Origin of the sequence: Streptomyces sp. 35G-GA-8 (assembly GCF_023534745.1) — a bacterium.
Lineage (GTDB): Bacteria > Actinomycetota > Actinomycetes > Streptomycetales > Streptomycetaceae > Streptomyces.
The window spans coordinates 237,929-261,777 of sequence record NZ_JAMHJQ010000006.1 but is presented as its reverse complement, the minus strand read 5'-3'; the positions used below and the strand labels follow the sequence as shown (position 1 = coordinate 261,777).

General features: G+C 71.7%; 20 protein-coding genes. 12 read left to right on the top strand and 8 right to left on the bottom strand.

Annotation, left to right across the window (positions count from 1 at the left end):
* Nucleotides 1-175 precede the first annotated feature (175 nt).
* The 5 genes from M1203_RS15365 (at nucleotide 176) to M1203_RS15345 (ending at nucleotide 5,430) form a co-directional block, all read left to right on the top strand.
* Nucleotides 176-601 carry a hypothetical protein gene (locus M1203_RS15365; protein WP_249950243.1) on the top strand — a complete coding sequence of 142 codons (426 nt, stop codon included), beginning with the start codon at nucleotides 176-178 and terminating at the stop codon, nucleotides 599-601.
* Nucleotides 598-2,466: a GMC family oxidoreductase gene (locus M1203_RS15360; RefSeq protein WP_249950242.1), complete on the top strand. Its 1,869-nt coding sequence runs from the start codon at nucleotides 598-600 to the stop codon at nucleotides 2,464-2,466. Before M1203_RS15365 ends, M1203_RS15360 begins: the two co-directional genes overlap by 4 nt.
* Nucleotides 2,463-3,338 (top strand): hypothetical protein, encoded by an 876-nt coding sequence (locus M1203_RS15355; RefSeq protein ID WP_249950241.1) that lies wholly within the window; start codon nucleotides 2,463-2,465, stop codon nucleotides 3,336-3,338. Before M1203_RS15360 ends, M1203_RS15355 begins: the two co-directional genes overlap by 4 nt.
* An 83-nt stretch (nucleotides 3,339-3,421) precedes the next feature.
* Nucleotides 3,422-4,744, top strand: a complete 1,323-nt coding sequence (locus M1203_RS15350; protein WP_249950240.1) for a sensor histidine kinase — start codon at nucleotides 3,422-3,424, stop codon at nucleotides 4,742-4,744.
* Nucleotides 4,741-5,430: a response regulator transcription factor gene (locus M1203_RS15345; RefSeq protein ID WP_249950239.1), complete on the top strand. Its 690-nt coding sequence runs from the start codon at nucleotides 4,741-4,743 to the stop codon at nucleotides 5,428-5,430. Before M1203_RS15350 ends, M1203_RS15345 begins: the two co-directional genes overlap by 4 nt.
* Before the next feature lie 43 nt (nucleotides 5,431-5,473).
* Here M1203_RS15345 and M1203_RS15340 read toward each other — a convergent pair whose 3' ends face one another.
* Together M1203_RS15340 and M1203_RS15335 are read right to left on the bottom strand one after the other, a co-directional pair.
* Nucleotides 5,474-6,697 carry an FAD-dependent monooxygenase gene (locus M1203_RS15340; protein WP_249950238.1) on the bottom strand — a complete coding sequence of 408 codons (1,224 nt, stop codon included), beginning with the start codon at nucleotides 6,695-6,697 and terminating at the stop codon, nucleotides 5,474-5,476.
* Nucleotides 6,694-8,088 carry an MFS transporter gene (locus tag M1203_RS15335; RefSeq protein ID WP_249950237.1) on the bottom strand — a complete coding sequence of 465 codons (1,395 nt, stop codon included), beginning with the start codon at nucleotides 8,086-8,088 and terminating at the stop codon, nucleotides 6,694-6,696. The genes M1203_RS15340 and M1203_RS15335 overlap by 4 nt, the downstream gene beginning before the upstream one ends.
* Before the next feature lie 247 nt (nucleotides 8,089-8,335).
* On the opposite strand from M1203_RS15335, the gene M1203_RS15330 reads away from it, so the two are divergent.
* The 3 genes from M1203_RS15330 (at nucleotide 8,336) to M1203_RS15320 (ending at nucleotide 11,740) form a co-directional block, all read left to right on the top strand.
* Complete coding sequence (locus M1203_RS15330) at nucleotides 8,336-9,577, top strand: MFS transporter (protein ID WP_249950236.1); 1,242 nt, start codon at nucleotides 8,336-8,338, stop codon at nucleotides 9,575-9,577.
* Between the two features lie 182 nt (nucleotides 9,578-9,759).
* On the top strand, nucleotides 9,760-10,992 hold the full coding sequence (locus tag M1203_RS15325) for a styrene monooxygenase/indole monooxygenase family protein (protein WP_249950235.1): 1,233 nt from the start codon (nucleotides 9,760-9,762) through the stop codon (nucleotides 10,990-10,992).
* A gap of 121 nt (nucleotides 10,993-11,113) precedes the next feature.
* Nucleotides 11,114-11,740: an HdeD family acid-resistance protein gene (locus tag M1203_RS15320; protein ID WP_249950234.1), complete on the top strand. Its 627-nt coding sequence runs from the start codon at nucleotides 11,114-11,116 to the stop codon at nucleotides 11,738-11,740.
* Nucleotides 11,741-11,779: 39 nt separating this feature from the next.
* Here the strand turns inward: M1203_RS15320 and M1203_RS15315 are convergent, their stop codons facing one another.
* Complete coding sequence (locus M1203_RS15315) at nucleotides 11,780-12,688, bottom strand: NmrA family NAD(P)-binding protein (RefSeq protein ID WP_249950233.1); 909 nt, start codon at nucleotides 12,686-12,688, stop codon at nucleotides 11,780-11,782.
* A 117-nt stretch (nucleotides 12,689-12,805) separates the two neighbouring features.
* Here M1203_RS15315 and M1203_RS15310 point away from each other — a divergent pair, with 117 nt between their 5' ends.
* Nucleotides 12,806-13,366, top strand: coding sequence for a TetR/AcrR family transcriptional regulator (locus M1203_RS15310; protein WP_249950232.1), 561 nt, complete (start codon nucleotides 12,806-12,808; stop codon nucleotides 13,364-13,366).
* A gap of 100 nt (nucleotides 13,367-13,466) precedes the next feature.
* On the top strand, nucleotides 13,467-14,318 hold the full coding sequence (argB, locus tag M1203_RS15305; RefSeq protein WP_249950231.1) for an acetylglutamate kinase: 852 nt from the start codon (nucleotides 13,467-13,469) through the stop codon (nucleotides 14,316-14,318).
* A gap of 116 nt (nucleotides 14,319-14,434) precedes the next feature.
* Here the strand turns inward: argB and M1203_RS15300 are convergent, their stop codons facing one another.
* The 5 genes from M1203_RS15300 to M1203_RS15280 all read right to left on the bottom strand — a co-directional run bounded on the left by M1203_RS15300 (nucleotide 14,435) and on the right by M1203_RS15280 (nucleotide 19,944).
* Complete coding sequence (locus M1203_RS15300) at nucleotides 14,435-14,974, bottom strand: GNAT family N-acetyltransferase (RefSeq protein ID WP_374403019.1); 540 nt, start codon at nucleotides 14,972-14,974, stop codon at nucleotides 14,435-14,437.
* 141 nt (nucleotides 14,975-15,115) lie between these two features.
* Nucleotides 15,116-16,699: an amidohydrolase gene (locus M1203_RS15295; RefSeq protein ID WP_249950230.1), complete on the bottom strand. Its 1,584-nt coding sequence runs from the start codon at nucleotides 16,697-16,699 to the stop codon at nucleotides 15,116-15,118.
* A gap of 181 nt (nucleotides 16,700-16,880) precedes the next feature.
* On the bottom strand, nucleotides 16,881-17,759 hold the full coding sequence (locus M1203_RS15290) for an ABC transporter ATP-binding protein (RefSeq protein ID WP_249950229.1): 879 nt from the start codon (nucleotides 17,757-17,759) through the stop codon (nucleotides 16,881-16,883).
* 17 nt (nucleotides 17,760-17,776) lie between these two features.
* Nucleotides 17,777-18,880 carry an iron chelate uptake ABC transporter family permease subunit gene (locus tag M1203_RS15285; RefSeq protein ID WP_249950228.1) on the bottom strand — a complete coding sequence of 368 codons (1,104 nt, stop codon included), beginning with the start codon at nucleotides 18,878-18,880 and terminating at the stop codon, nucleotides 17,777-17,779.
* Nucleotides 18,877-19,944: an iron ABC transporter permease gene (locus tag M1203_RS15280; RefSeq protein WP_249950227.1), complete on the bottom strand. Its 1,068-nt coding sequence runs from the start codon at nucleotides 19,942-19,944 to the stop codon at nucleotides 18,877-18,879. The genes M1203_RS15285 and M1203_RS15280 overlap by 4 nt, the downstream gene beginning before the upstream one ends.
* Before the next feature lie 262 nt (nucleotides 19,945-20,206).
* On the opposite strand from M1203_RS15280, the gene M1203_RS15275 reads away from it, so the two are divergent.
* On the top strand, nucleotides 20,207-21,904 hold the full coding sequence (locus tag M1203_RS15275; RefSeq protein ID WP_249950226.1) for an ABC transporter ATP-binding protein: 1,698 nt from the start codon (nucleotides 20,207-20,209) through the stop codon (nucleotides 21,902-21,904).
* A gap of 86 nt (nucleotides 21,905-21,990) precedes the next feature.
* Nucleotides 21,991-23,781: an ABC transporter ATP-binding protein gene (locus M1203_RS15270; protein WP_249950225.1), complete on the top strand. Its 1,791-nt coding sequence runs from the start codon at nucleotides 21,991-21,993 to the stop codon at nucleotides 23,779-23,781.
* Nucleotides 23,782-23,849: the final 68 nt, after the last annotated feature.

Sequence of the window (23,849 nt, the reverse complement as noted above, 5' to 3'; positions counted from 1 at the left end):
CTTCCGCGCGAGATTCCGCGGCACCGCACAAGACGCCAGGCACTTCCGTCACTCTACGTTCAGCCATGCTCACATTCGGCGAGATTTCGAGGCATGAACGGGTCGCGATCCAGGTAGGGATCCCGGCTGATGTGCCCGGTCTCCGGTGACCGGCTCGAAGAGGGGGATGGTGTCCATGACGCTGACCGAGCGGTTCGTCACGCTCTCGGTCGCGCTGACGGGGTTCGACGCCGCCGAGCTCACAGCGACCGGAATGGCGGGAATCTACCGGGAGTTCGTGGCCGGGCGGGTCGAACCGCCGCTCTACGCACGGCTGGTGGACGCGCTGGCCGATGCGGGGGCCGACCCGCGAGCGGTGGCGGAGGAGGACGAGGAGCTGGCCGAGCTCTCGCGCGCCATTTGTCATCTCTGGTATCTGGGGACATGGCCGGGACCGCGGGCGGACGACGGCCGGACCGTACCCTTCCCGTTCCCGTCGCGCGGCTATGCCCATGGGCTGGTGTGGAGCAGTTTCGGTGGCCACGCCCCCGGCACCGGACGGCCCGGCTACGGCAGCTGGGCCCGGCGCCCCGCCGGTGTGGCGGGAGGCGGGGAGCGTTGACCGCCGGGGAGCGCTTCGATGTGATCGTGGTCGGGGCCGGTGTCGCGGGGTCGTTGATGGCGCGGTGGCTGGGGGACCGCGGCCGGCGTGTCCTGGTCCTGGAATCGGGTGTGGGCGATGACGACACCGGGCCCGACGGCGGCCGGGCGGCGGATGTGGAACGGTTCAGGTCCGCGCCCGTGAAGGTTCCCGGCGCGGCGATCGCGGACAACGCCTTGGTGCCGTCACCCGACGTACTGGATCTCGCGGGCCGCCCCGGCGGTGGCTATCGAGCCGATGGATATCTCGTCCAGAACGGCCCGTTGCCGTACGCGAGTGGGTATCTGAGGGTCAACGGAGGTACGGGCACGGCCTGGACGGGTCTGGCCCCGCGCATGCACCCGGAGGACTTCCGCACCGCCGACTTCGGGTACGGCCGCGACTGGCCGATCGGGTACGCCGAGTTGGAGCCGTACTACCGCGCCGCCGAGCGCGAGCTGGGTGTCGCCGCCGATCCGGTGGAGCAGCGGGACCTCGTCGGTCTGCCGCTCGCGGACGACTATGTCTTCCCGCACCCTCCGCTCCCCGCGAGCTATCTCGACCGGCGGCTCGCCGAACGGCTCGACGGACACAAGGCCGTGGACCCCTCGTATCCGCACCCCACCGAGCTGCGGGTCGTCGGGACGCCCCAGGCGCGCAACAGCAGGGCCACCGAGGAGCACGGTCCCGTGTGCGAGGGCAGTGCCAGTTGTATCCCCATCTGTCCCACCGGGGCGAAATACACCCCGCGACGCACCCAGGACCGCTGGGGTCCGAGCGTTACCCTGCGCACCCGCGCGGTGGTCGGGCGACTCCTGGCCGACGCCACCGGCCGGATCACGGCCGTCGAGTACCAGCGCTACGACGACCCCGCCCGCCCCGTGTCCGTCAGCCGGCGAACGGTCCACGCGCACACGGTCGTACTGGCCGCCCACGCGATCGAGAACGCCCGGCTCCTGCTCGCCTCCGGCCTCGCCAACTCCAGTGACCAGGTGGGCCGGAATCTGATGGATCACCCCGTCCTGCTCACCTGGGGCCTCATGCCCCGGCCGATCGGACCCTACCGGGGCCCCGGCTCGACCTCCGGCCTGGAGGGATTCCGCTTCGGCCCGGCCCGCGCCGCCCGCGCCCCTTTCCGTATCGAGATCGGCAACTGGGGCTGGAACTGGGCGGTCGGTCCGCCCGGCCACCAGGTCGCCGCCCTGCTGCGCCCCACGGACCCGGCCACGCCCGGCGGGGGCGGGGCGCTGTTCGGCACGGCGTTGCGGCGGGCGGCCGGGGACAGGATCGGGCGGCAGTTCGCCCTCCAGTTCGAGATGGAGCAGAGCGCCGATCCCGCCAACCGCGTCACGCTCGATACCCGCCATCGCGACCTGCTGGGCAACCCGCGCCCGGTACTGACCTATGACCTGTCCGACCATGTGAAACAGGGCATCGTCGCGGCCAGGTCCGTGTCCGACCAGATCTTCGCCCTCCTGGGGGCGGAGGACCACAGCCGGTACGAGCCGGGGCCGTCCCAGCCCGGGTGGTTCGAGTACGGCGGCCGGTCCTACGCCTACCGCGGCGCGGGCCATGGCGCGGGCACGCACATCATGGGCGACCATCCCGCCGACTCCGTCGTCGACTCCTGGCAGCGGTGCTGGGACCACCCCAATCTGTACGCGGTGGGCTGCGGCTCCATGCCCTCGCTCGGCACCTCCAACCCGACGCTCACCATGGCCGCGATCACTCTGCGCAGCGCCGAACAAATCGACCGCGACCTGTCCGAACAGCGCGTCACGATCCGCCCGCCCGCCCCCGGGGGCTCCCCGGGCCCGGCCACCCCCGAGGAGACCCACGCCCCGTGACCGACGACCTCACCCTGCCTCCTGTCGCCGCTCCGTACCAACTGCCGTTCCATTACGGGGCTCTGCACCACATCGGCCTCGACTACCTGGTCGACCCCGCGCCGGTGCGCAAGACGCTGGCCGAGCACCATCCCGACCTGAGCGCCGCCGAGTTCGACGGCCGGGCGTGTGTCACGCTCAACTACCAGCTGTACTTCGCCCAGTATCCGAACGGCGGAGGCATCACGCAGGAGATCGAGTACAGCATCATCGCCCACCCCACCGCGAGCGCCGGGCGCCTGGCCCGGCTGTCGTACGAGCAGTTCGCACAGGGCTACGACCAGACCAAGCTGCTCGGCATCGCCCGGCTCCATGTGCTGTGCGACAACCCGCTGGCCATCGAGGCCGGCACGAAGCTCTTCGGCGAGCCGAAGTACCCGGCCTGGTTCGAGGCGACGATGCCCTCGCTCAACGGCCCCGCGGCTGACAGCTGGACCGTGGCCTGCAAGGAGGCGGCGCACGCGCGCTCCGGCGCGGGCATCGACCGCCGGCAGCGGACCCTGTTCTCGTTCTCGGCCGACCTGACCGGGCTGCCCCGTACCCCGGTCAACAACACCCCCATCACCGGCTACGGCACCGACCCGGAGGGCCGGCCGATCGCCGGCCCGATGAACGTCTACCACCCCTACGACCACCGGACCTTGACCGGCGAGACCGACCGGGTACGGCTCACCGTCCACGACGCGTCCTCACCCGTCGGCGCCGACCTGACGACTCTCATCGGAGACACACCGGCCGCCGGAGTGTGGACCTACCAGTCAGCACCGGTCGCGGCGCACAACCGCCCCTACTACGTGGCCCTCGGGGAGTCCCGGAACGGGAATCAGCGGTAGCGTGGGCGATCGTGACCCCGCCTCCGCGACCCAGCCGGACGCAGCGGTGCCGCCGCTCCCCGTCGGCCGGCACTGAGCCCGCCATGACGGACACGGGGGACGGTGGCACGCGACCGCGCGGCGCGCGGTGGCGGGAGGGAGCGATCACGGCGACGGCGTTCGCGCTCTGTCTGCTCGGTGGCGCGGTGCGGGTCGACGGCACGCTGTCACCGCCGCCCGCCGCCGCCTACGTCATCGCCGTGGTGTCCTGTGCCGTGCTGCCGGTGCGGCATCGGGCGCCCCTGGCCGCCATGGCGGCCACGACCGCCGGCGGCGTGCTGGTGCCGCTCGTGGGTCTTCTGCTGAGCCCGCTCATCGTGGCCCCCGCTGTGATCACCGCCTACTCGCTCACCGCGCGTACCGAACGGCGCGCGGTGAGCCCGGTGTCACTCACCTCCGGGGCGCTGCTGGTCGCCTCCACCCCCTTGTTCGGTGCCCTCTCGTGGCAGGACGCGAGCAGGATTGGAGCGGTGGCGGCGCTCCCGTTGGTGGCCGGCGTACTCGGTCACTCGGCGCGCAACCGACGGGCCTACCTGGCGGCCATGGAGGAGCGGGCCCGGCGGGCCGAGCAGAGCCGGGACAGCGAGGCGCGCCGGAGAGTGGCCGAGGAACGGGTGCGCATCGCCCGGGAACTGCACGATCTCGTGGCCCATCAGATCACCCTGGCCAACGCGCAGGCCACGGTCGCCGCGCACCTCTTCGACGCCCGCCCGGAACAGACCCGCAAGAGCCTGGGCGAACTCGTCGAGACCACCGGCCACGCGCTCGACGAACTACGGGCCACGGTCGGTCTGCTGCGTCAGTCCGGGGACGCGGCCGGGGACGCGGAACCGGCACCCGGGCTGTCCCAACTGCCCACGCTCCTCGCATCGTTCCGCCGCGCGGGTCTGGAGGTGTCGGTGCGTCAGGACGGCACGGCGAGGCCGTTGTCCCCGGGAGTGGACCTCACCGCCTACCGCATCGTCCAGGAGGCGCTGACCAACGTGACCAAGCACGCCGGTACCGGCAGCGCCCGGGTGCGTCTCGCCTGGCACCGCGATCGCGTGACCATCACCGTCGCCGACGACGGAGGGGGCGGGCGCCCGGCGCCGACCGCGTCCACGGGACCGAGTGCGTCCACGGCGCCGGACCATCCGCCCGGTTACGGTCTGATCGGGATGCGTGAACGTGCCACCGCGGTCGGGGGACATCTCTCCGCGGGCAGGCGTCCGGAGGGCGGTTTCCTCGTCGCCGCCGAGCTGCCCCTCCCGCCCGCCAAGGACGCGACGCGGAGGACCGCCGGAGCGACAACCACCGAGGGGCCGATGGCCGACGTGGTGACGGGCGGCGGACGCACGGGCGACGGAGAGGCCGGGGACGCGCCGTGACGCTCCGAGTGCTGCTCGCCGACGATCAGGCCCTGCTGCGCGATGCCTTCCGGATGCTTCTCGACACCGCCGACGACATCACCGTGGTCGGCGAGGCCGGCGACGGCCGGGAGGCGGTGGGACTCACCCGGAAGCTGCGCCCTGACGTGGTCATCATGGACATCCGTATGCCCGGGGTGGACGGTCTCACCGCCACCTCGGAGATCTGCGCGGACCCGGAACTGCGTGCCAGCCGCATCCTGATCCTCACCACGTACGAGACCGACGAGTACGTCGCCCGGGCGCTGCGCGCGGGGGCCGGCGGCTTCATCGGCAAGGGCATCGGGGCGGAGGACCTGCTGCACGCCGTGCGTACGATCGCCGCGGGCGACACCCTGCTGTCCCCCGCCGCGACCCGCTCGTTGGTCGCCCGTTTCCTGGCCACACCGGACGCCCCGCCGCACCGCCCCGAACAGCTCGCCGTGCTCACCCCGCGCGAACGCGAGATGGTGGCTCTGGTCGCGACCGGACTGTCCAACCAGGAGATCGCCGAGCGGATGTTCCTCAGCCCGTTCACCGTCCGCGCCCACGTGCAGCGCGCGATGACGAAGCTGGAGGCCCGTGACCGGGCACAACTCGTCGTCATCGCCTACCGGACGGGCCTGGCACACACCACCCACGACGGTGGCACCGACCGCCTGTCGTAGTCCGATACCGGGGCCCTTGGGCGGCTCCACGCGGCCGGCCGCGTCATGGCACCGGGGCGAATTCCGGCAGTGTCAGGGCCGAGTGGGCCGGTCGCGCCGGCGCGGAGGGCATGGTGACAAGGTCGCGCAGCATGGTGTCGCGTCGCTCCAGGGCCCGTGCCGTGGTGGGGAAGAGCGTGGCCGCACCGTTGTCGACCAGTGCCTGATTCATGGCGACGAACTCGCGAAGGCCGCGTTCGTAGACGGCGAAGGCCGCGGTGTGATCCCGGTTCGTGGCCAGGGCGTTGGCCAGCATGTAGGCGCCGACCAGCGCGAGGCTCGTGCCCTGTCCGGTGAGGAACGAGGGTGCGTACGCGGCGTCGCCGACGAGCGCGACGCGGCCGCTGGACCAGTGGGGCATGCGGATCTGACCGGCCGTGTCGAAGAACAGGTCATCCGCGTCGCGCATGGCGTCGACGATGCCGGGGACCTCCCATCCCGCGTCCGCGAAGACCGTGGCGACCAGGTCCCGCTGGGCGTCGGGGTTCCGGAGGGCGTCGAGCGGCGGTTCCGGTCGGTGGAAGTTCAGGAAGGCGTGCAGCTCGTCGTTGTCGCCGACGGCGTAGAGGGCCGCGGCTTTCCCCGGGGTGTTCCACAACACGAGCTCGTGGGAGAGCCCGAAGGTGTTCGGCATGGTGAATATGGCGAAGCAGTAGCCGAGGTAGCGGTGGAACTGTTCTTCGGGGCCGAACAGGGACTCCCGGGTGGATGAGTGCATACCGTCGGCGCCGACGACCAGGTCGAATGTGCGCCGCCGCCCGCTGTGGAAAGTAACGTCGACGCCCCGTTCGGACTGGTCGAGGGTGTGGATGGAGTCGTCGAACAGGAACTCCACGTCGTCGCGGACTATCGCGTAGAGGCTCGCGGTCAGATCCCCACGACGCACCTCAAGGTCCTGCCCCTCCACACTGCCGGCAACGGCGCTCGGGCTGACCGAAGCCACTTTTCCGCCATCGGCGTCGAGGAAGGTGCAGCGACGCGAGTCGATGTGCGCGTCCCGCAGTCGCGGCAGTATCCCCATCCGCCGGACCACCTCTGTCGCGGTACCGCGGACATCGATCGGGTAACCACCGTCGCGCGGCGCGCCTGCCTTCTCCACCACGGTGACCGCGCATCCGGAACGGTGCAGCCAGTACGCCAGCGCGGGTCCTGAGATGCTGGCCCCGGAGATCAGAACCTCGCGCTTCACGGTGGTCCTCATGTCCATCGAGGGACTGATAGGTGTCATGCCTGGACTCCTTTCTTCGTGATACGGACGACAAGCAGTGACAGTGCGGCGACGAGGCCGGCGACGGCGAACCCTGTGACGAAGGCCGATTCGGCGGGCCGGCCCGTCGTCGGGTCGGCCCCGGCGGCGAGGATCGCGCCGCCGACCTGGGCGCCCAGCGCGACGCCGATCACCCGGGTCACCACGAGCAGGCCGGTGGCGATGCCGGTGTCCCTGGCCTCGACCGCGGTGGCGGTGCGGGCGACCAACGCCGTGGTACCGACGCCCGCGGCGAACGCGGTCAGCGCCTTCGCGAGGACGAGCTGCCACTCCGCGGTGTGCACCGACGCCAGGGCGAACAGCGTGACCGCCGTGACGACGGCGCCCACGGCGACCACGGCACGCGGACCGAAACGCCGCGCCGCGATCCCGCCGACCGAATCGCTCACCGCCCCGGCGAGGGCGCCGGGCAGCAGGAACAATCCAATGTCGGTGGTGCCGGCCCCGAAGCCGTACCCGTCGGCCGATATCGCGAACAGCTGCGGGAGCAGAAGGACCACCATCCCGAAACTGGTGGTGATGACGAGGGTGAGCACGCACGAACTCCACATGGCGGGCTTCGCCAGCATGCGGAGATCGACCATCGGCGAGGCCGCCCGGCGCTCGACGACGACCCATCCGGTCGCGAGGGCGGCCACGGCCACCGCGATGGCGCCGATCGCGAGTCGCGGCAGGTCGCCGTTTGTCACCATCACGAGCCCGAGCATGAACGCGAGCAATGTGCCGCTCAGCAGAACCACGCCGGGCCAGTCGATCCTGTCGTCCGATTCGACCGGCGGATCATCCGGCATCAGCCGGGTCACGGCCAGTGTCGTCGCGATGATCGCGATCGTCGGCAGCGCGAACATCCAATTCCAGGACAGCCCTTCCGCGATCGGCCCGGCGATCAGTGTTCCCACCATGCCGCCGCCCGTGAACAGCGCGATGACCAGCCCGATCGCCACCTGTGACTCTCCCGCCGGGAGATGTTTGCGCACCAGGATGAAGGAGAGTGGCAGCGCACCCACCATGACGCCCTGCAAGACCTGACCGAGCAACAACGCCGGCAGGTTCGGCGCCAGGCCGGCCAGCAGACCACCGGCCGAGACCACGGCCATCAGCCGGACCAGCACCCGCTTTCCGCCGTAGCGGTCGCCCAGTTTGCCCGCGACGGGTGTGACCACCGCGCCGGTGATGAGCAAGGTGTTGCCGACCAATGCCCCTTCGGCGGGACTGACCCCCAACTCACGTTGGAGCAGCGGGAGCGCGGGCTCCACCACGGACTGCAGGGTGCCGAGGGCGAGTGCCAGGATGCCGAGGGCACCGATCGGCAGTCTCCCGAGACGGACAGGGGAAACCACAGCTTCGGACATGGACGTCCTTCTCATCATGGGTTGCGAGGGGGTGGGCCGAGCGCGCCTCGGTGCCTCCCACACTCCCTTCCGGCGCCCCCGCCGGGCATCGTCCACCGCGCCCGTCTTCCCCTGGTGCGTTCGGACCAGCCGCTCACGTGCCCTGGTGCCTACGCACTACACCGCCGGCTCGGGCAGCCGACTGGCATACTGCGGACGCCACTCGTACGGAGGGAGTGGGCGTCGCACGGCGGACAGGCGGGGATGAGTGGTCAGGAAGTCGCTGGGCCGGCAGTTCGGGTGGCTGTGGGCGGCGTACGGGGTCAGCACGTTCGGCACCTGGCTGGCGTTCGACGCGTTCCCCTTGATCGCGATCCTCGTGCTGCACGCCGGGACGACCGAGGTGTCGCTGCTGGCGGCCGCGGGGCTGGCGGTCGGCGCGCTCGTCGCGGTGCCGCTCGGACCATGGGTGGAGTTCCGCCGTAAACGGCCGGTGATGGTCGCGATGGACCTGGTCCGGTTCGGCGCGCTGATGAGCGTCCCCGCCGCGTACGCGCTCGGGCTGCTCAGCTTCGCCCAACTCCTGGTCGTGGCGGTCGTCGTCGGCGCGGCCGACATCGCTTTCACGGCGGCCGGCGGCGCGTGTCTGAAGGCGCTCGTGCGGCCGGCGGACCTGCTCGTCGCGAACGGCCGGTTCGAGTCCACGACCTGGACCGCGTCGGTGCTGGGACCGCCGCTCGGCGGGGCCGCGATCGGAATGTTCGGCCCGGTGATGACCGTGGTGGCCAACGCGGTCAGCTTCCTGCTCTCCGCGATGGGGATCCGCGCGATCGGCGGCGGGGAACCGCACCCCGTGCGAACCGGCACTGCGCGCTTCCGGGTCGGCGACCTGTTCGACGGGTGGCGGTACATCCTGGCCCACCCCGCCCTGCGACCGCTGTTCTTCAACACGGTCCTGGTCAGCGGCCTGATCATGGCGATCTCCCCGGTGCTCGCCGTCCTCATGCTCAGCCATCTCGGTTTCGCACCCTGGCAGTACGGCCTCGCCTTCGCCGCGCCCTGCGTCGGCGGGCTCCTCGGCGCACGGCTGTCCCGTCCGCTCGTCGCGCGGTTCGGACAGCACAAGGTCATGCTCATCGCCGGGACACTGCGCGCGTGCTGGCTGCTCGGGCTGGCGTTCATCCGCCCCGGCGCCGGCGGGCTCGTACTCGTCATGGTCGTCGAGTTCGGGCTCATCACCTGCATGGGCGTGTTCAATCCGGTGTTCGCCACCTACCGGCTCGACAACACCGCGACGGACCGAGTCGCCCGCACCCTGTCCGCGTGGTCGGTCACCAGCAAGCTCACCATCGCGACCCTGACCGCCCTGTGGGGCCTGCTGGCCGGCCTCACGGGTCCCCGTACGGCGATCGTGATCGCCGGTCTCCTCCTTCTGGCGACCCCGCTCCTGCTCCCCCGGCACGACAACGCGGCACACCGCGAGCGGGTACGGGCCGAGCGCCCCGGCTGACACAACGCGGCACCGAGCCGGACCGGCGTACCGGCGTCCGGTCCGCACCGCCGCATGCCATCAGTGGGCGGGGCGCAGTGGTCGGACCGTAACCGCCCAGCCATGGAGATCGTTCAACCACCGGCGGGCGCGGATCTGGTCCCCCGTTGATGTCCGTTGATGTCCGCGGTCAAGGAGACGGCATGCGTGAGATCGTGATCGTGGGGGCGGGGCAGGCCGGACTCCAGCTCGCGCTGGGACTGCTCGCGCGCGGCTATGACGTGACCGTGGTCGCGGCCCGTGACGCGCGGCAGATCCGGTCGGGGCGGGTGATGTCGACCCAGGCCATGTTCGGGCCCGCGCTACGGATCGAACGCGAGGCCGGGTTGAACCTCTGGCAGCAGCAGACCCCCGAGGTCCGGGCCATCCGGGCGGTTGTCGCGGACGGCCCCGGCACCGAGGCGCTGGCGTTCACCGGACCGCTGGACGAGCCACAGCAGTCCGTCGACCAGCGGGTCAAGATGGCCGACTGGCTGGAGTTGTTCGAGACCAGGGGCGGCCGGGTCATCCATCGGGCGATCGACGCGGCCGAGCTGGAACGCCTCGCCTCGGACGGGGACTTGACGCTGGTCGCGGCGGGCCGGGGCGAGCTGGCGGAGGTCTTCGCGCGGGACGACCGGCGGCCCCGGTTCGAGGGGCCGCTGCGTACGCTCTCCTGCGTGTATCTGCACGGGGTGCGGATGCCCGGCGGCCCGGCGCGGACCCAGGTGCGTATTCATGTCGTGCCGGGGGTGGGCGAGGTCTTCCTTCAGCCGGCGCTGACCACCAGCGGCCCGTGCACCACCCTGCTGTGGGAAGCCGTGCCCGGCGGCCCGCTGGATTGCTGGCAGGACCGTCCGTCGCCGCGGGACCACCTGGCCCGCTCCCTCGACCTGCTGCGCGCCTTCTTGCCGTGGGAGTACGAACTCTGCGCGGCGGCCGAGCCGACCGACGCCAACGCCACCTTGTTCGGAGCGGTGACCCCCACGGTGCGGCACCCGGTCGCCCGCCTCTCCCCGGACGTCCATGTCCTGGGCATGGCCGATGTCGTGGTCGTCAACGACCCGGTCACCGGCCAGGGCGCCAACAACGCGGCGCGCTGCGCGGACATCTACCTCCGCGCGATCCTCGAACGCGGCGAGGGCGCCTTCGATCCGGCGTGGATGCGGCGCACGTTCGACGCGTTCTGGGACCACGCCCGGCACACCACGGCCTTCACCACCATGATGCTGGGGCCGCTGCCCGAGCACATGCTGCGGGTCCTGTCGGCGGCGGTCACGCACGAGGCGGTCGCCCGCCGGTTCGCCAACGTGTACGCGGACCCCTCCGACTTCACGAACTGGCTCGCGGACCCGGCGGCGACCGACGCGTATCTGGCCTCGGCCACCCGCGCCTGACCTCGCGACGGCGGCTCCGGGGGCGCTCCTCCCGCCGTCGCTCCGCGATGCGGGGAAGCGCGAAGCGGCAGAGGATGGGGGCATCCGCACGTCACCAGGCTTGTCCACGAAAGGCGGTGCCATGGCCTCCTTTTCCGGCGTCCCCGGCGAGGTACCAGAAGACGTGCTCGGCAGGCTTGCCAAGCACGGCTGGTTCGTCCTGCTCATGGCGGGAATCGCCGCCATCGCCCTGGGTGTCTGCGTCCTCGCCTGGCCGGGAGCGACGCTGCTGGTGGTCGGCGTCCTCTTCGGTATCTACCTGCTGGTCACCGGCGTCTTTCAACTGGCGGGGGCGTTCGGGTCGCATGTGCCCGGCGGGATGCGGGTGCTGCATTTCGTCACCGGAGCGCTGAGTGTGCTGCTCGGACTGATCTGTTTCCGGGGAGAGGCGCAGTCGTTGCTGCTGCTGGCCCTGTGGATCGGATTCGGCTGGCTGTTCCGCGGGATCATGCTGGTCGTCGTGGCGGCTTCCACCAAGGGGCTGCCCGCCCGCGGCTGGCAACTGTTCCTCGGGGTGATCACCTGCTTGGCCGGTGTGGTGCTGATCGTCTCCCCGTTCGGCTCACTCGCCGCCCTCGCTCTGGTGGCCGGCATCTGGCTGATCATCCTGGGCGTGGTCGAGGTGGTGCACGCCCTCCAGCTCAGGCTTCTGAGGGCCCGCCACACGGGCGGGGTTCATGAGGACAGGACATCGGCCGCCGGCGGCTGACTGCCGGGCATACGACTCGGCACCCCGCGTCCGGCTGTGTCAGGCCCGGGCCCGCAGGTGTTTCCTTGCCCATGCCTCGAAGGTGGTGAGGGGGACACCGAGGTCCCGGGCGAACTCCGGCCGGGCGGGCTGCGGATACTCGTTCAGCATCGCCTGACCAAGGCCCATGCCGGGCATCCCGGCGGCGGTCGCCTCTTCCTCCGTCAGATCGGGCGCGGTCAGCTCGGCGTCCAGGGCGCGGGAGAGGACCTCGGCGATGTCGGTCATCGCCAGGTGGTCGCCGGCCAGTTCCAGTTCGACACGGTCGAACCGCTCGGGTGCGGCGATGGCGGCGGCTGCCGCCTCGCCGATGTCCTCGACCGCGACGAGGGACAGACGGGTCGCGGGCTTGAGGAGGCTCACGAGGCCGCCTTCGACCCCGCGAGGGAACATGATCTCCTCGGCGGGGAGGAAGTTCCCCATGAAGAAGCCCGGTTTGATGAGCGTCCAGCGCGTGAAGCCCGCCGCACGCACCCGGTCCTGGATCCCGGCCTTCGCGGCGTAGTACGGCTCCATCCAGGCCCACTGGTCCTTGACCCAGTGGGTGTGCTGCCCGGCACCGGAGACGGAGGTGTGGACGAACTGCGGTACTCCGGCGGCCCTCGCGCCCTCGATCAGGTTGACGGCCTGGGCGACCTCGCCTTCGAAGCCGCGTCCGTCCAGGTCGGGCATCTGGACCGAGAAGACGGCGCGGGCTCCCGTGGCGGCCCGGGTCACGGAGTCGCGGTCGTAGAGGTCGCCGGTGACCAGTTCGGCGCCGAGCGCTTCGACCGCCTTCGCCCGGTCGGTCGCGGGATCGCGGACCAGCGCCCGGACGGGAACGCCCGTCGCGAGCAGGACGCGGGCGGTGGCGCCACCCTGCCGACCGGTGGCGCCGGTGACCAGGACGGGTGCGGATTCTGAAGTCATTGTGCTCCTCGTGGTTGGCACGCAGGGGCGCCTCGCGGCTAAGTGGCGAGGCCCGCCACTTACGTTCCCGGTACGATACGGAGGACCCCGCCACTTAGCAAGCTCGGAGATGACGCCATGACCGCTCAGCGCGCGGACGCCCGGCGCAACTACGCGCGGATCCTCGCCGTGGCCGAGGAAGAGGTCGCCGCGCACGGCGCCGACGCCTCGCTGGAGCAGATCGCCCGCACCGCGGGAGTCGGCTCGGCCACCGTGCGCCGGCACTTCCCCAGCCGCGGCGCACTGCTGGAGGCGGTGTTCAGCGAGCGGATCGAGGCCCTGTGCGTCCGGGCCGCGGAGCTGACCGGGGCGGCCGACGCGCGAGCGGCGCTACTGGACTGGCTGGGCGCGCTCACCACGTACGCCGCCTCCGCGCGGGGCATGGCCGACGCGCTGACCCAGGACGGGATGGACGACCCGGACCATGTGAACGCCTGCTCGGTGAAGCTCACCGGGGCGGCCGGCCCGCTGCTGCGTGACGCCGCGCGGGCCGGCGCGGTGACTCCCGACGTGACCGTCGCCGACCTGATCACACTGGTCACGGGCATCGCCCTGGCCACGGAACACCACCCGGACCCCGCCACGGAGGCACATCGACTGCTCGGTCTGACCGTGGCGGGAATCAGCCCTCGCCGGTAGGACCGAGACGCGTGCGGGACCGATCACGATTCAAGTTAGGCTAGGCTTAGCTAAGTTCAGTCGAGGTGGGGGCATGCGCGCCGTCCGGGGAGGGACAGTCATGGGCTTGCCGGTCGGGCCAACGGTGGTCGTCAAATTCGGCGGCAACGCCATGGTGGACCCCGCGCTCCACCGGACGTTCGCGCGGGACATCGTGGAGCTGCGGCACGCCGGCCTGCGTCCGGTCGTCGTGCATGGCGGCGGACCACAGATCAGCGCGATGCTCGACCGCCTCGACCTGGAGGTGCGTTTCGAGGCGGGGCTGCGTGTCACCACGCCCGAGACCTTGGATGTGGTCCGCATGGTCCTGACCGGCCAGGTCCAGCGGGATCTGGTCGGCGCACTCAACGCCCATGGCCCCTACGCCGTGGGCATGTCGGGCGAGGACGCGCACACCATGACGGCCGTACGCCGCCCGGTGCGGGTGGACGGGCGGTCGGTGGACATCGGTCTCGTCGGCGAGGTCGTGGCCGTGGACACCGGCACCATCGGCGCACTGCTCACGGCGGGCCGCATCCCCGTCGTCTCGCCCATCGCGCGGGGTACGGACGGGGAGGTCTACAACGTCAACGCCGATCTCGCGGCGTCGGCGCTCGCGGTCGCGCTCGGTGCGGAGCGGCTGGTGGTGCTGACCGACGTCGAGGGGCTGTACGCGGACTGGCCGCACAGCACCGAGGTGATCGACCGGCTCACGGCCGGTGAACTGGACGCGCTGCTGCCGGGACTCGCGAGCGGCATGCTTCCGAAGATGGAGGGGTGTCTGCGGGCGGTACGTGCGGGCGTCCGCACAGCCCATGTACTGGACGGCCGGGTGCCGCACGCCGTACTGCGCGGCGTCTTCGCCGAGGAGAGCACGGGCACGACGATCGTCCCGGACGAGGCACCCGACGCCGCCGCGCAGGACCGCGCCTGACCGGCGGCCACAGCGCCCCGCGAGCCACGCGGGCACCTCGTCATGACAGGGAGGGCCCGAGCCGGATATGGCTCGGGCCCTCCCCGTCGTCGCGCCGGCCGGGTGCCGCCACGTGGTCACAGGACCCGGGCGAGGACCTTGGCGCCGCGCCGCGGATCCAGCGACCGCGCCCAGGTCTCCGGGGCACGGTGCGGGGAGACCGGGACGAAGCCATGGCGGAGGAAGAGCCGGCCGCTTCCGGTCGTCGCGGTGAACAGCGTGTCCAGCGCCCGCGCGCGCCCCTCGGCGAGGGCCGCGGCCAGGAGCCGTGCGCCCAGACCGCTGCCCTGTCGTCCGTGCGCGACACAGAAGTTGTACAGAACGCCGGTCGCACGCCCGTCGCGTGTCGGTTCGGGATGGACACGGAGCGCCAGGCAGCCGTCCAGCGTTCCGTCAGGCGCCTCGGCCATCAGGAATTCGCCGGCGTGCCAGGCGTAGACCTGGAACGGCCGGGCACGCAGTGCGCCGGAGCGTACGAACGGCTCGGAGAGCGCCGCGAGCGCCGTGGCGTCCCGGGTGCGGGCGGGACGTACCCGGACGGCGGGTGCGGCGGGCGGACGTATCGGGTGGGGCGCGTCAGACAGCCGCGTCGCGGGGCGCGGCCTGGCCGTGATCAAGGCGTTCCTTCCTCGGCTCCATCGCGTGAGACACCCTGTTGGTGCGCGGTTTCACCTCGATGAAACACAGTCAGAGTAAGGTTAGCCTTACCTAACTGTGTAGCCAAGTCGCGGCTTCGCCACCGCCGTCGACCGGGGTGCTCACAGTTTTCCGCTCTCCGTCGCCTCGCGTCCGTCCACGAAGGTCGCGACGACCTCGATGTCGCCGATTCCGGAGGGCTCGACGCGGTGCGGGTCGTCGCCCAGGACGACGAGGTCGGCGCGCTTGCCCGGGGTGAGGCTGCCCGCGCTGTCGTCCCATCGCGAGGCGTACGCCCCGGCGAGGGTGTAGGCGTGCAGCGCCTCGTCGACGGTGATCGCCTCGTCCGGCCCGATGAGCTGCCCCGAGAGCGAGGCCCGCTCGACCATGAACTGGATGGCCCGCAGCGGCGATCCGTCGGTGACGGGGCGGTCCGAGCTGCCGACGAGCGTGACGCCATGGTCGAGAAAGGCCCGGCCGCGGTACATCCAGGTCGCACGCTCCGGGCCCATGATCGTGGCGTAGTCGTCGCCGAAGTGGCGCAGGAAGTTGGGCTGGATCACCGCGCCGAGTCCGAGCCGGGCGAAGCGGGGCAGTTGGTCCGGCCGGATGAGCCCGGCGTGCTCGATACGGTGGCGCGCGTCGGCGCGGGGCCGCAGCGTCTGCGCCCGCTCCAGGGCGTCCAGGGCGAGATCCGCGGCGCGGTCGCCGATGGCGTGGACGGCGAGCTGCCAGCCGGCCAGGTGGCCGTCGACGATGAGGGAGGTGAGGTGTTCCGGGTCGTCCTGGAGCTGCCCCGTGTGGGTCATCCCCTCGTACGGGGCCGTGAGAGCGGCCGTACGGGCCATCATGCCGCCGTCGGTGTAGATCTTCAGAGCGCCGATGGACAGCCAGTCGTCGCCGAACCCCGTGCGCAGGCCGAGGTCGAGCGCGCGCGGGATGCCGTCGTTCTCGTGCGCGCCGAGCGGCCGCAGGGTGTCGGCGCCCGGCATGAGCTGGACCCGCAGCGGCAGCCGACCCTGGTCGCGCAGGAGTTGATAGGCGCCGAGCTCGACGGGGCTGTGGCCCAGCAGGCCGCCGCCGATACCGGCCTCGGCGCAGGCCGTGATGCCTTCGGCGAGGCAGGCGCGCGCGGCGTACTCGATGGCGTCGGCGAGTTCCCGTTGGGAGTACGGCAGGCGCAGCCGGCGTACGGCGCTCATCGCACCCTCCACGAGAACGCCGTTGTCATGGGGGACGTCGGCGGACAGCAGGTCGAGCACGGCGCTGTTGACCACACAGGCGTGACCGGAATCGTGCATCACGAACACCCGGCGGCCGTGGCTGACCGGGTCGAGATCCGCCGCGGTCAGGTGCCGCCCGAGGACTCGCTGGTCGTACCCACCGATGTGCACCCACTCACCGGGTGCGCCTGTGCGGGAGGCGGCGTCCGCCACGACGGCGAGAACATCCTCGACGCGTTCGAGGCCGGCGATGCTCGGGGAGCTCGCCTTGAGCCCCGTCCACGCCAGGTGGACATGGCTGTCGATGAACCCCGGCAGGACGGTGGCGCCCTGAAGGTCGATCACCTCGCGGGCGGGCAGTGAGGTCACGGCCTCGTCCAGGCCCACGATCCGCCCCCGCCAGATGCCCAGGTCGTGAGCGAGCGGCCGCTCCGGGTCCATGGTGAGGATGCGCGCGTTGGTCAGCCTCGTGCACAGCGTCATACGGAACCCATCCGTCTCTCGTGCCCCTCCCGGCAATGTTTGCCCCGTCGCGCCGTCCAGCACGCGCGCTCGCGGCGTTGGCCATAAGCCCAAGTAGCTCCGCTACGAGGGCTTCCGGCCGCCTTGCGATCACACGCACTGGACGCCGCTCCTTGACGGGCAAACATTGCCGGTCGCGGCACTAGGAGGTTTCGGCGAGCATGGCGTCCGCTGCCTGGTCCGGGATGCCGGCCGCGGCCGTCTCGGGCGCGTACCGCCTGGGGGCGGCCGGCACCATCAGTGGAGTGCCGGTCTCGGGGTCGCCGATGATCCGGCAGGGCAGGCCGAACACGTCCTCGACGAGCTCGGCGGTCATGACGGTGGCGGGGTCTCCCTGGGCGGCGATGATGCCGCCCGGCCGCATCACGATGAGGTGAGTGGCGTAGCGGCACGCCTGGTTGAGATCGTGCAGGACCGCGACGACGGTGTGGCCCTTGCGGGCGTGGAGTTCGGCGCACAGGTCGAGCACCTCGACCTGGTGCGCGATGTCGAGGAAGGTGGTCGGCTCGTCCAGCAGAAGGATGGAGGTCTGCTGCGCCAGCACCATGGACAGCCAGACGCGCTGGCGCTGTCCGCCGGAGAGGTCGTCCACGGGACGGTCGGCGAGTTCGAGTACGCCGGTCTGCCGCATCGCCTCGGTGACAGCCGCCTCGTCCTCGGCGGACCACTGCTTCAGCAGGCGCTGGTGCGGATACCGGCCGCGGGCCACCAGGTCGCCGGCCGTGATGCCGCCCGGCGCGCTGGAGGACTGCGGGAGCAGGCCGAGGCGGCGGGCGACCTCACGGGAGCGGTACGAGGCGATGGCGGCGCCGTCGAGGTAGACCTGCCCGGCCTTCGGCTTGAGCATCCGGGCCAGCGCCGCGAGCAGCGTCGACTTGCCGCAGGCGTTCGGCCCGATGATCACCGTGAAGGAGTGGTCGGGGATGTCGACGCTCAGGGACGTGGCCACCGTCCGCTGGTCGTAGGACAGCGTGAGGTCCTCGGCACGCAGCCGGGGCCGGGGGTGGTTCTTTCCAGTCATGCGCGGCTCTTTCGCGGTCATGCGCGGCTCTTTCGCGACTCGGTGATCAGCAGCCAGATGAGGTAGAGCCCGCCGATGGCGCCGGTCGCCGTGCCCACCGGAAGGAGCGCGGGTGCGAAGACCCGCTGCACGACGAGGTCGCTCAGGGCGAGGAGAACGGCGCCCATGAGCGCGGACGGCAGCAGCACCGGGCCGGATGACCGGGTGAGTCCCCGGACCACCTGCGGCGCGGCCAGGGCGATGAACCAGATGGGCCCGGTGACGGCGGTGGCGAACGCGGCGAGGGCGACGCTGATGATGAGGAGGATGGTGCGGGTGCGTGTCACATCGACACCGAGCGCGGTGGCGGTGGTGTCGCCCATCTCCACCATGGAGAGGCGGCGGGAGAGAAGAAAGGCCGGCGGCAGCAGCACGGCGAGGGCGAGACCGATGGCGTTGGCGTGTGTCCACAGCCGGTTTCCCAGACTGCCGATCAGCCATGCCTGGGCCTCCAGCGCTTCCTGGAAGGTCGCCCGGGTGATCAGATACGAGTTGACGGCGAGCAGCAGGGCGCTGACGCCGATCCCGATGACGACCAGCCGGAAACCCTGCAAACCGCGGCCGACCATGAGGAGGTTGACCGCGAGGGCCGTGGCGAGACCACCGACCAGCGCGCCGAACGCGATCTGGGTCATGCTGCCGTGCAGCACGATGATGACGACGAGCGCGCCCACGGCGGAGCCGTTGGTGAAGCCGATGATGTCGGGGCTGCCGAGGGAGTTGCGGGTGAGGCTCTGCAGGATCGCCCCGCTCACCGCGAGGGCCGCGCCGACGAACACCGCGGTCAGGATGCGCGGCATACGCAGGGTGTTGACGACGAAGTCGGCGGAGGCGGATCCGCTCCCGGTCAGCGCCTTGAGGACTTCCCCGACGGAGAGCGGGAGGTCACCGGTGGTCAGGGTGACACCCACGACGACGACCAGCGCGAGAAGCAACAGGACGGTCACGGCGAAGACCCGGCCCCGCACCCGCAGCGAGATCCCGCCCGGTCCGATGCGGACGACCCGGCCGCTGATGACGCGCGGGGCGGGGGTGTTGACGGATCCGGGCACGGAGGCTCCCGCCTCCTGGGCGGCGCTCACAGCATGACCAGCTTTCGACGACGGCACAGCGCGATGAACAGGGGCGCCCCGATGAACGCGGTGACGATACCGACCTGCACCTCGCCCGGCGCGCCGAGCACACGGCCCAGCACGTCCGAGCCGATGAGCAGGACCGGTGCGAGCAGCATCGAGTACGCGAACACCCAGCGCTGATCGGTCCCGGAGAGGAACCGGGCGACATGCGGAACGGCGAGCCCCACGAAGCTGATCGGCCCGACGGCCGCGGTGGCGGCGCCGCACAGCAGCATCACGGCGAGCGCCGCCAGCACACGGGTACGGCCGACGCGCACGCCCAGGGCACGCCCCAGTTGGTCACCCATCGCCAGCGCGTTGAGTGACGGGGCCAGCAGGAAGGCGATGATCGTTCCTACGGCGACGAACGGCAGGACGAGGAACACGATGTCGTAGTACCGGCCCGCGAGAGAGCCCACGGTCCAGAACCGGAACTGGTCGAACGCCTCCGGATCGAACAGCAGCACACCCCAGTTGAAGGCGTACAGCACGGCGGTCACCGCCGCTCCGGCGACGACGAGCCGGTCGGGGGTGGCCAGTTTCCGCCCGGAGGAGCCGAGCAGATGGACACCCACCGACGCCACGGCCGCCCCGGCGAGGGCGAACCACACATAGCCGAGGGGCGCGGCCACGCCCATGAACGCGATGGCCACGACGACTCCGGCGGAGGCGCCCAGGTTCACCCCGAGCAGTCCCGGGTCGGCGAGCGGATTGCGGGTCAGGGCCTGCATCAGGGCGCCGGACAGCCCGAGGGCCACTCCGACGAGGATGCCCAGGAGGGTACGGGGGATCCGGTAGTCGTGAATGATGACGGCGGCTTCCGACCCGTCAGGGCGCCACAGGAGGTCCCATGTGGCGGCGAACGGAATCCCTCTGGTGCCCACCCAGACGCTGACCAGCGAGACAAGGACGAGCGCGCCGAGCGTCACGAGCAGCCCGAGACCGCGCAGGGCCGCGGCGGCCGGACGGGCCGCGGGCACGACGGGACCACCGGTCTCGCTTCCGGACGCCGCCCGGGCTTCGACAGACAAGGACCACTCCCCCGGCGGCGTTCGCGCGCCCCGCGCACCGCACGAAGCGTTGAACATGGGTGTGCCGCACGCGATATGACATGCGAACGGTGAAACTTAGGTGAGCCTAACCGTACAGCCGTGACGGGGTCAACGCGGGGGCACGGCCTGCGTCGACGCTCGTGACGCGAGCGCCTGCCGGAGTCCCGGGCACACCCTTGGCACGGACCGTAATTAAGCTAGGCTTACCTAACTATCCCCCCTGTTCTTATGGAGGCGCCGCATGCCCGCTGGAGGACCAACGGGGGGCCATGTTCTCCGCAGAGCGCTCACCGACCAGCGCCGCCGTGTCGTCGTGGCATCGCTCCTCGGCATGGCGCACCAGGCGTGCGAGGCCCTTGTCCCGGTGGTCATCGGCCTGGTCATCGACGAGGCGGTGGCGACCGGATCCTCCGGCGCCCTCCTGCGATGGCTGCTGGTGCTCGCCGGGCTCTTCCTCGTCCTGTCCACGTGTTACCGGAACTCCGCGCGGCTCACCGAAGGCGCGGGCGAGGGCGCCGCGCACCGGATCCGGCAGGACCTCGCCGCCCGGGTGCTCGATCCCCGTGGCGGCGCCGACTCCGGACGGCTGCCCGGCGCGCTGACCGCCGTCGCGATCGGTGACGCCCGACGCGTCGGCTCGGTCGCCTCCGCGCTGACGTACGGTCTGTCCGCGATCGCCGGGCTGGTCATCAGCGCGGTGGCGCTGCTCCGTATCTCCGTGCCGCTCGGTCTGCTCGTCCTCCTCGGCGTGCCGCCCCTGCTGTGGATCGGTCATCTCATCAGCCGCCCGCTCGAACGGCGCAGCGAGACCGAGCAGGAGCAGGCGGCCCACGCGTCCGGGGTCGCCGCCGACCTGGTCGCCGGCCTGCGGGTACTGAAGGGGATCGGCGCCGAGTCGGCGGCGGTCTCCCGGTACCGGGAGACCAGCCGGAGTTCACTGTCCGCCGCCTTGCGGGCGGCCGGCAGCCGGGCCTGGCACGACGGCGCGATCCTCGCGCTGACAGGCATCTTCATCGCGGTCATCGGACTCGTCGGCGCTCATCTGGCGATGCGGGGCACCATCAGCGTGGGTGAACTGGTGGCGGCCGTCGGGCTCGCCCAGTACCTCCTCGGTCCGTTCCAGCTCCTCACCTTCGTCAACGGCGAGTTCGCCCAGGGCCGTGCCTCGGCCGACCGGATCGCCGAGATCCTCGCATCGCCTCCCGCCGTCGTGGCCGGGACGGTCACGCTTCCCGACCCGGTCGTCGGGCGGCTGCGGCTGCGGGGCGTCACCCAGGGCGCGCTGCGCGGCGTCGATCTCGACATCGCGCCCGGCTGCCTCGTCGGTGTGGTCACCCGCGACCCGGCCGCCGCGAATGATCTGCTGCTCTGCCTGGGCCGCGAACTCGACCCCGCCGAAGGCGCCGTCGAGCTCGACGGCGTACCGCTGACCGACCTCGACCCCGGCGAGGTCCGCCGCGCGATCCTGGTCGCCCACCACGACGCCGATCTGTTCGAGGACAGCCTCCTCGCCAACGTACGGGCCGGAGCGGACACCGAGGGGGCGGACATGAGCCCGGCGCTGGCCGCCTCGGCGGCGGACGACGTCGCCCGTGCCCTGCCCGAGGGAGTCGACACCGTCCTCACCGAACGGGGCCGGTCACTGTCCGGCGGCCAGCGCCAGCGGGTCGCGCTCGCCCGCGCCCTGGCCGCCGACCCGCCGGTCCTCGTCGTCCACGACCCGACCACCGCCGTCGACACGGTCACCGAGGCCCGCATCGCGGCCCGGCTGCGGGAGCTGCGCCGGGGCCGCACCACGGTCCTGGTCACCACGAGCCCCGCCCTGCTCGCCGGCACCGACGTCGTGGTCATGCTCGACGACGGCCGGGTGGCCGCGCGGGGCAGCCATCCCGAGCTGGCCGGCGCCCACGAGACGTACCGCGCGGCGGTGCTGGCATGACGAGCGCTCAGCACGGAGACCCCCGCGACCAGGACCCGCGGGACCCGCACCCTCGGCACCGAGACACGAAGGACGACGGACGGACGATGAGCGGACCCGGCACGCCCGAACGCGAACTCCTGCCCACCGCCACCGGCGCCCGGACCCTCGCCGTCGTCCGTGGACTGCTGCGCCGTCACCGGCCACTGGCCGTGGGCGCGGTGACCGTACTGGTCGTCGGCACGGGCATCGGGCTGCTGACCGCGCCGCTGCTCGGCCACGTCGTGGACCTGGTCGTGGACGAGCGCGGCGCGAGCGCGCTGACCGTACCGATGCTGCTCCTGCTGGCGGTGGCCGTCGCCAGGGCCGTCGCGACCGCCATCGGCAAGTCCCTCGTCGCCAGGCTCGGCGAGACGGTCCTCGCGGACCTGCGGGAACGGTTCATCGCACGGGCGCTGCGACTGCCGCTGGAACGGGTCGAGCAGGCCGGTTCCGGCGACCTGACCTCGCGGGTGACCGGTGATGTCACCCTCATCGCGAGGGCGGTACGGCAGGCCCTGCCCGAGTTCATCGGCGCCTTCCTCACCATCGTGCTGACGCTGGGGGGTCTCGCCGTACTCGACTGGCGTCTGCTGCTCGCGGTGCTGGTGTCCGCCCCCGTCCATGTCCTCACGGTGCGTTGGTACATCCCGCGCGCCGCGAGCGTCTACGCCGCGCACCGGGTGGCAACCGGCGCGCTCCACCACCAGCTGCTCGACAGCGTCGGCGGGGTGCGTACGGTCCGGGCGTTCCGTCTGAACGGACGTCACGCGGAGCTGCTTGAGCAGCGGTCGGGGGCGGCCGTGGACCTGGCGGCGCGGGGTATGCGCCTCGTCTCGGGCTTCTTCTCCCGTCTGAACATCGCCGAGTTCATCGGTATGACGTCGATCCTCGTCACCGGATTCCTCCTCGTCGACAACGGCTCGGTGAGCATCGGTACGGCGACCGCGGCGGCCCTCTACTTCCACGGCCTCTTCAACCCGATCAACGCCGCGCTCTTCCTCATCGACGACGCCCAGTCCGCCGGGGCGAGCCTGGCCCGTCTCGTCGGCGTGTCGGAACTCCCGGCCGAACGGGAGCCCGACGAGCGGGCCGCCGCGCCGGTGGACGGCTCGGTCGAGGTGGTGGACCTCGGCCACGCGTATGTGGACGGTCACCCGGTGCTCCACGCGGTGGACCTGGAAGTGCGGGACGGCGAACGGGTGGCCCTGGTCGGTGCCAGCGGCGCGGGCAAGACCACGCTGGCGAAGCTGATCGCGGGCGTCCACACCCCGACGGCAGGCGCGATCTCCCTGGGCGGCGTGGACTCCAAGGAGCTGGGACCGGCCGGGGTCCGGCAGTCCGTCACCCTGATCAGCCAGGAGGTCCATGTCTTCGCCGGCCCGCTCTCCGAGGACCTGCGACTGGCCCGCCCCGAGGCGACGGACGAGGAGCTGCGCGCCGCGCTCGCCCAGGTGGACGCGGTGGACTGGGTCGACGCGCTGCCCGACGGCCTGGCCACGGTCGTCGGTGAGGGCGCCCATCGCCTCACGGTGACCCAGGCCCAGCAACTCGCCCTCGCCCGCCTCGTTCTCGCCGACCCGCCCATCGCCATCCTGGACGAGGCCACCGCCGACGCCGGCAGCGCGGGCGCCCGCGTGCTGGAGACCGCCGCCCTGCGCGCGCTGGAGGGCCGTACGGGCGTGATGGTCGCCCACCGCCTCCCCCAGGCGGCGACCGCGGACCGCGTCGTCGTCCTGAACGAGGGCCGTGTCGTCGAGACGGGCACCCACGACGAACTCGTCGCGGCGGGCGGACGCTACGCCGAACTCTGGTCGGCGTGGTCCGACAGCCGTCAGGAACCGGCGGTCCCGGCGTAAGGGTCCGTCCGGTCCCGGCATAAGGTCCGTCCCCTGCGCACCTCGCGCGAAGCTCCCGCCCAGGACAT

Coding starts and splice junctions, on each gene's coding strand:
- M1203_RS15365 (WP_249950243.1), top strand. CDS start 176: ATGACGCTGACCGAGCGGTTCGTCACGCTCTCGGTCGCGCTGACGGGG.
- M1203_RS15350 (WP_249950240.1), top strand. CDS start 3,422: ATGACGGACACGGGGGACGGTGGCACGCGACCGCGCGGCGCGCGGTGG.
- M1203_RS15340 (WP_249950238.1), bottom strand. CDS start 6,697: ATGACACCTATCAGTCCCTCGATGGACATGAGGACCACCGTGAAGCGC.
- M1203_RS15335 (WP_249950237.1), bottom strand. CDS start 8,088: ATGTCCGAAGCTGTGGTTTCCCCTGTCCGTCTCGGGAGACTGCCGATC.
- M1203_RS15325 (WP_249950235.1), top strand. CDS start 9,760: ATGCGTGAGATCGTGATCGTGGGGGCGGGGCAGGCCGGACTCCAGCTC.
- M1203_RS15320 (WP_249950234.1), top strand. CDS start 11,114: ATGGCCTCCTTTTCCGGCGTCCCCGGCGAGGTACCAGAAGACGTGCTC.
- M1203_RS15315 (WP_249950233.1), bottom strand. CDS start 12,688: ATGACTTCAGAATCCGCACCCGTCCTGGTCACCGGCGCCACCGGTCGG.
- M1203_RS15310 (WP_249950232.1), top strand. CDS start 12,806: ATGACCGCTCAGCGCGCGGACGCCCGGCGCAACTACGCGCGGATCCTC.
- argB (WP_249950231.1), top strand. CDS start 13,467: ATGGGCTTGCCGGTCGGGCCAACGGTGGTCGTCAAATTCGGCGGCAAC.
- M1203_RS15295 (WP_249950230.1), bottom strand. CDS start 16,699: ATGACGCTGTGCACGAGGCTGACCAACGCGCGCATCCTCACCATGGAC.
- M1203_RS15290 (WP_249950229.1), bottom strand. CDS start 17,759: ATGACTGGAAAGAACCACCCCCGGCCCCGGCTGCGTGCCGAGGACCTC.
- M1203_RS15275 (WP_249950226.1), top strand. CDS start 20,207: ATGCCCGCTGGAGGACCAACGGGGGGCCATGTTCTCCGCAGAGCGCTC.
- M1203_RS15270 (WP_249950225.1), top strand. CDS start 21,991: ATGAGCGGACCCGGCACGCCCGAACGCGAACTCCTGCCCACCGCCACC.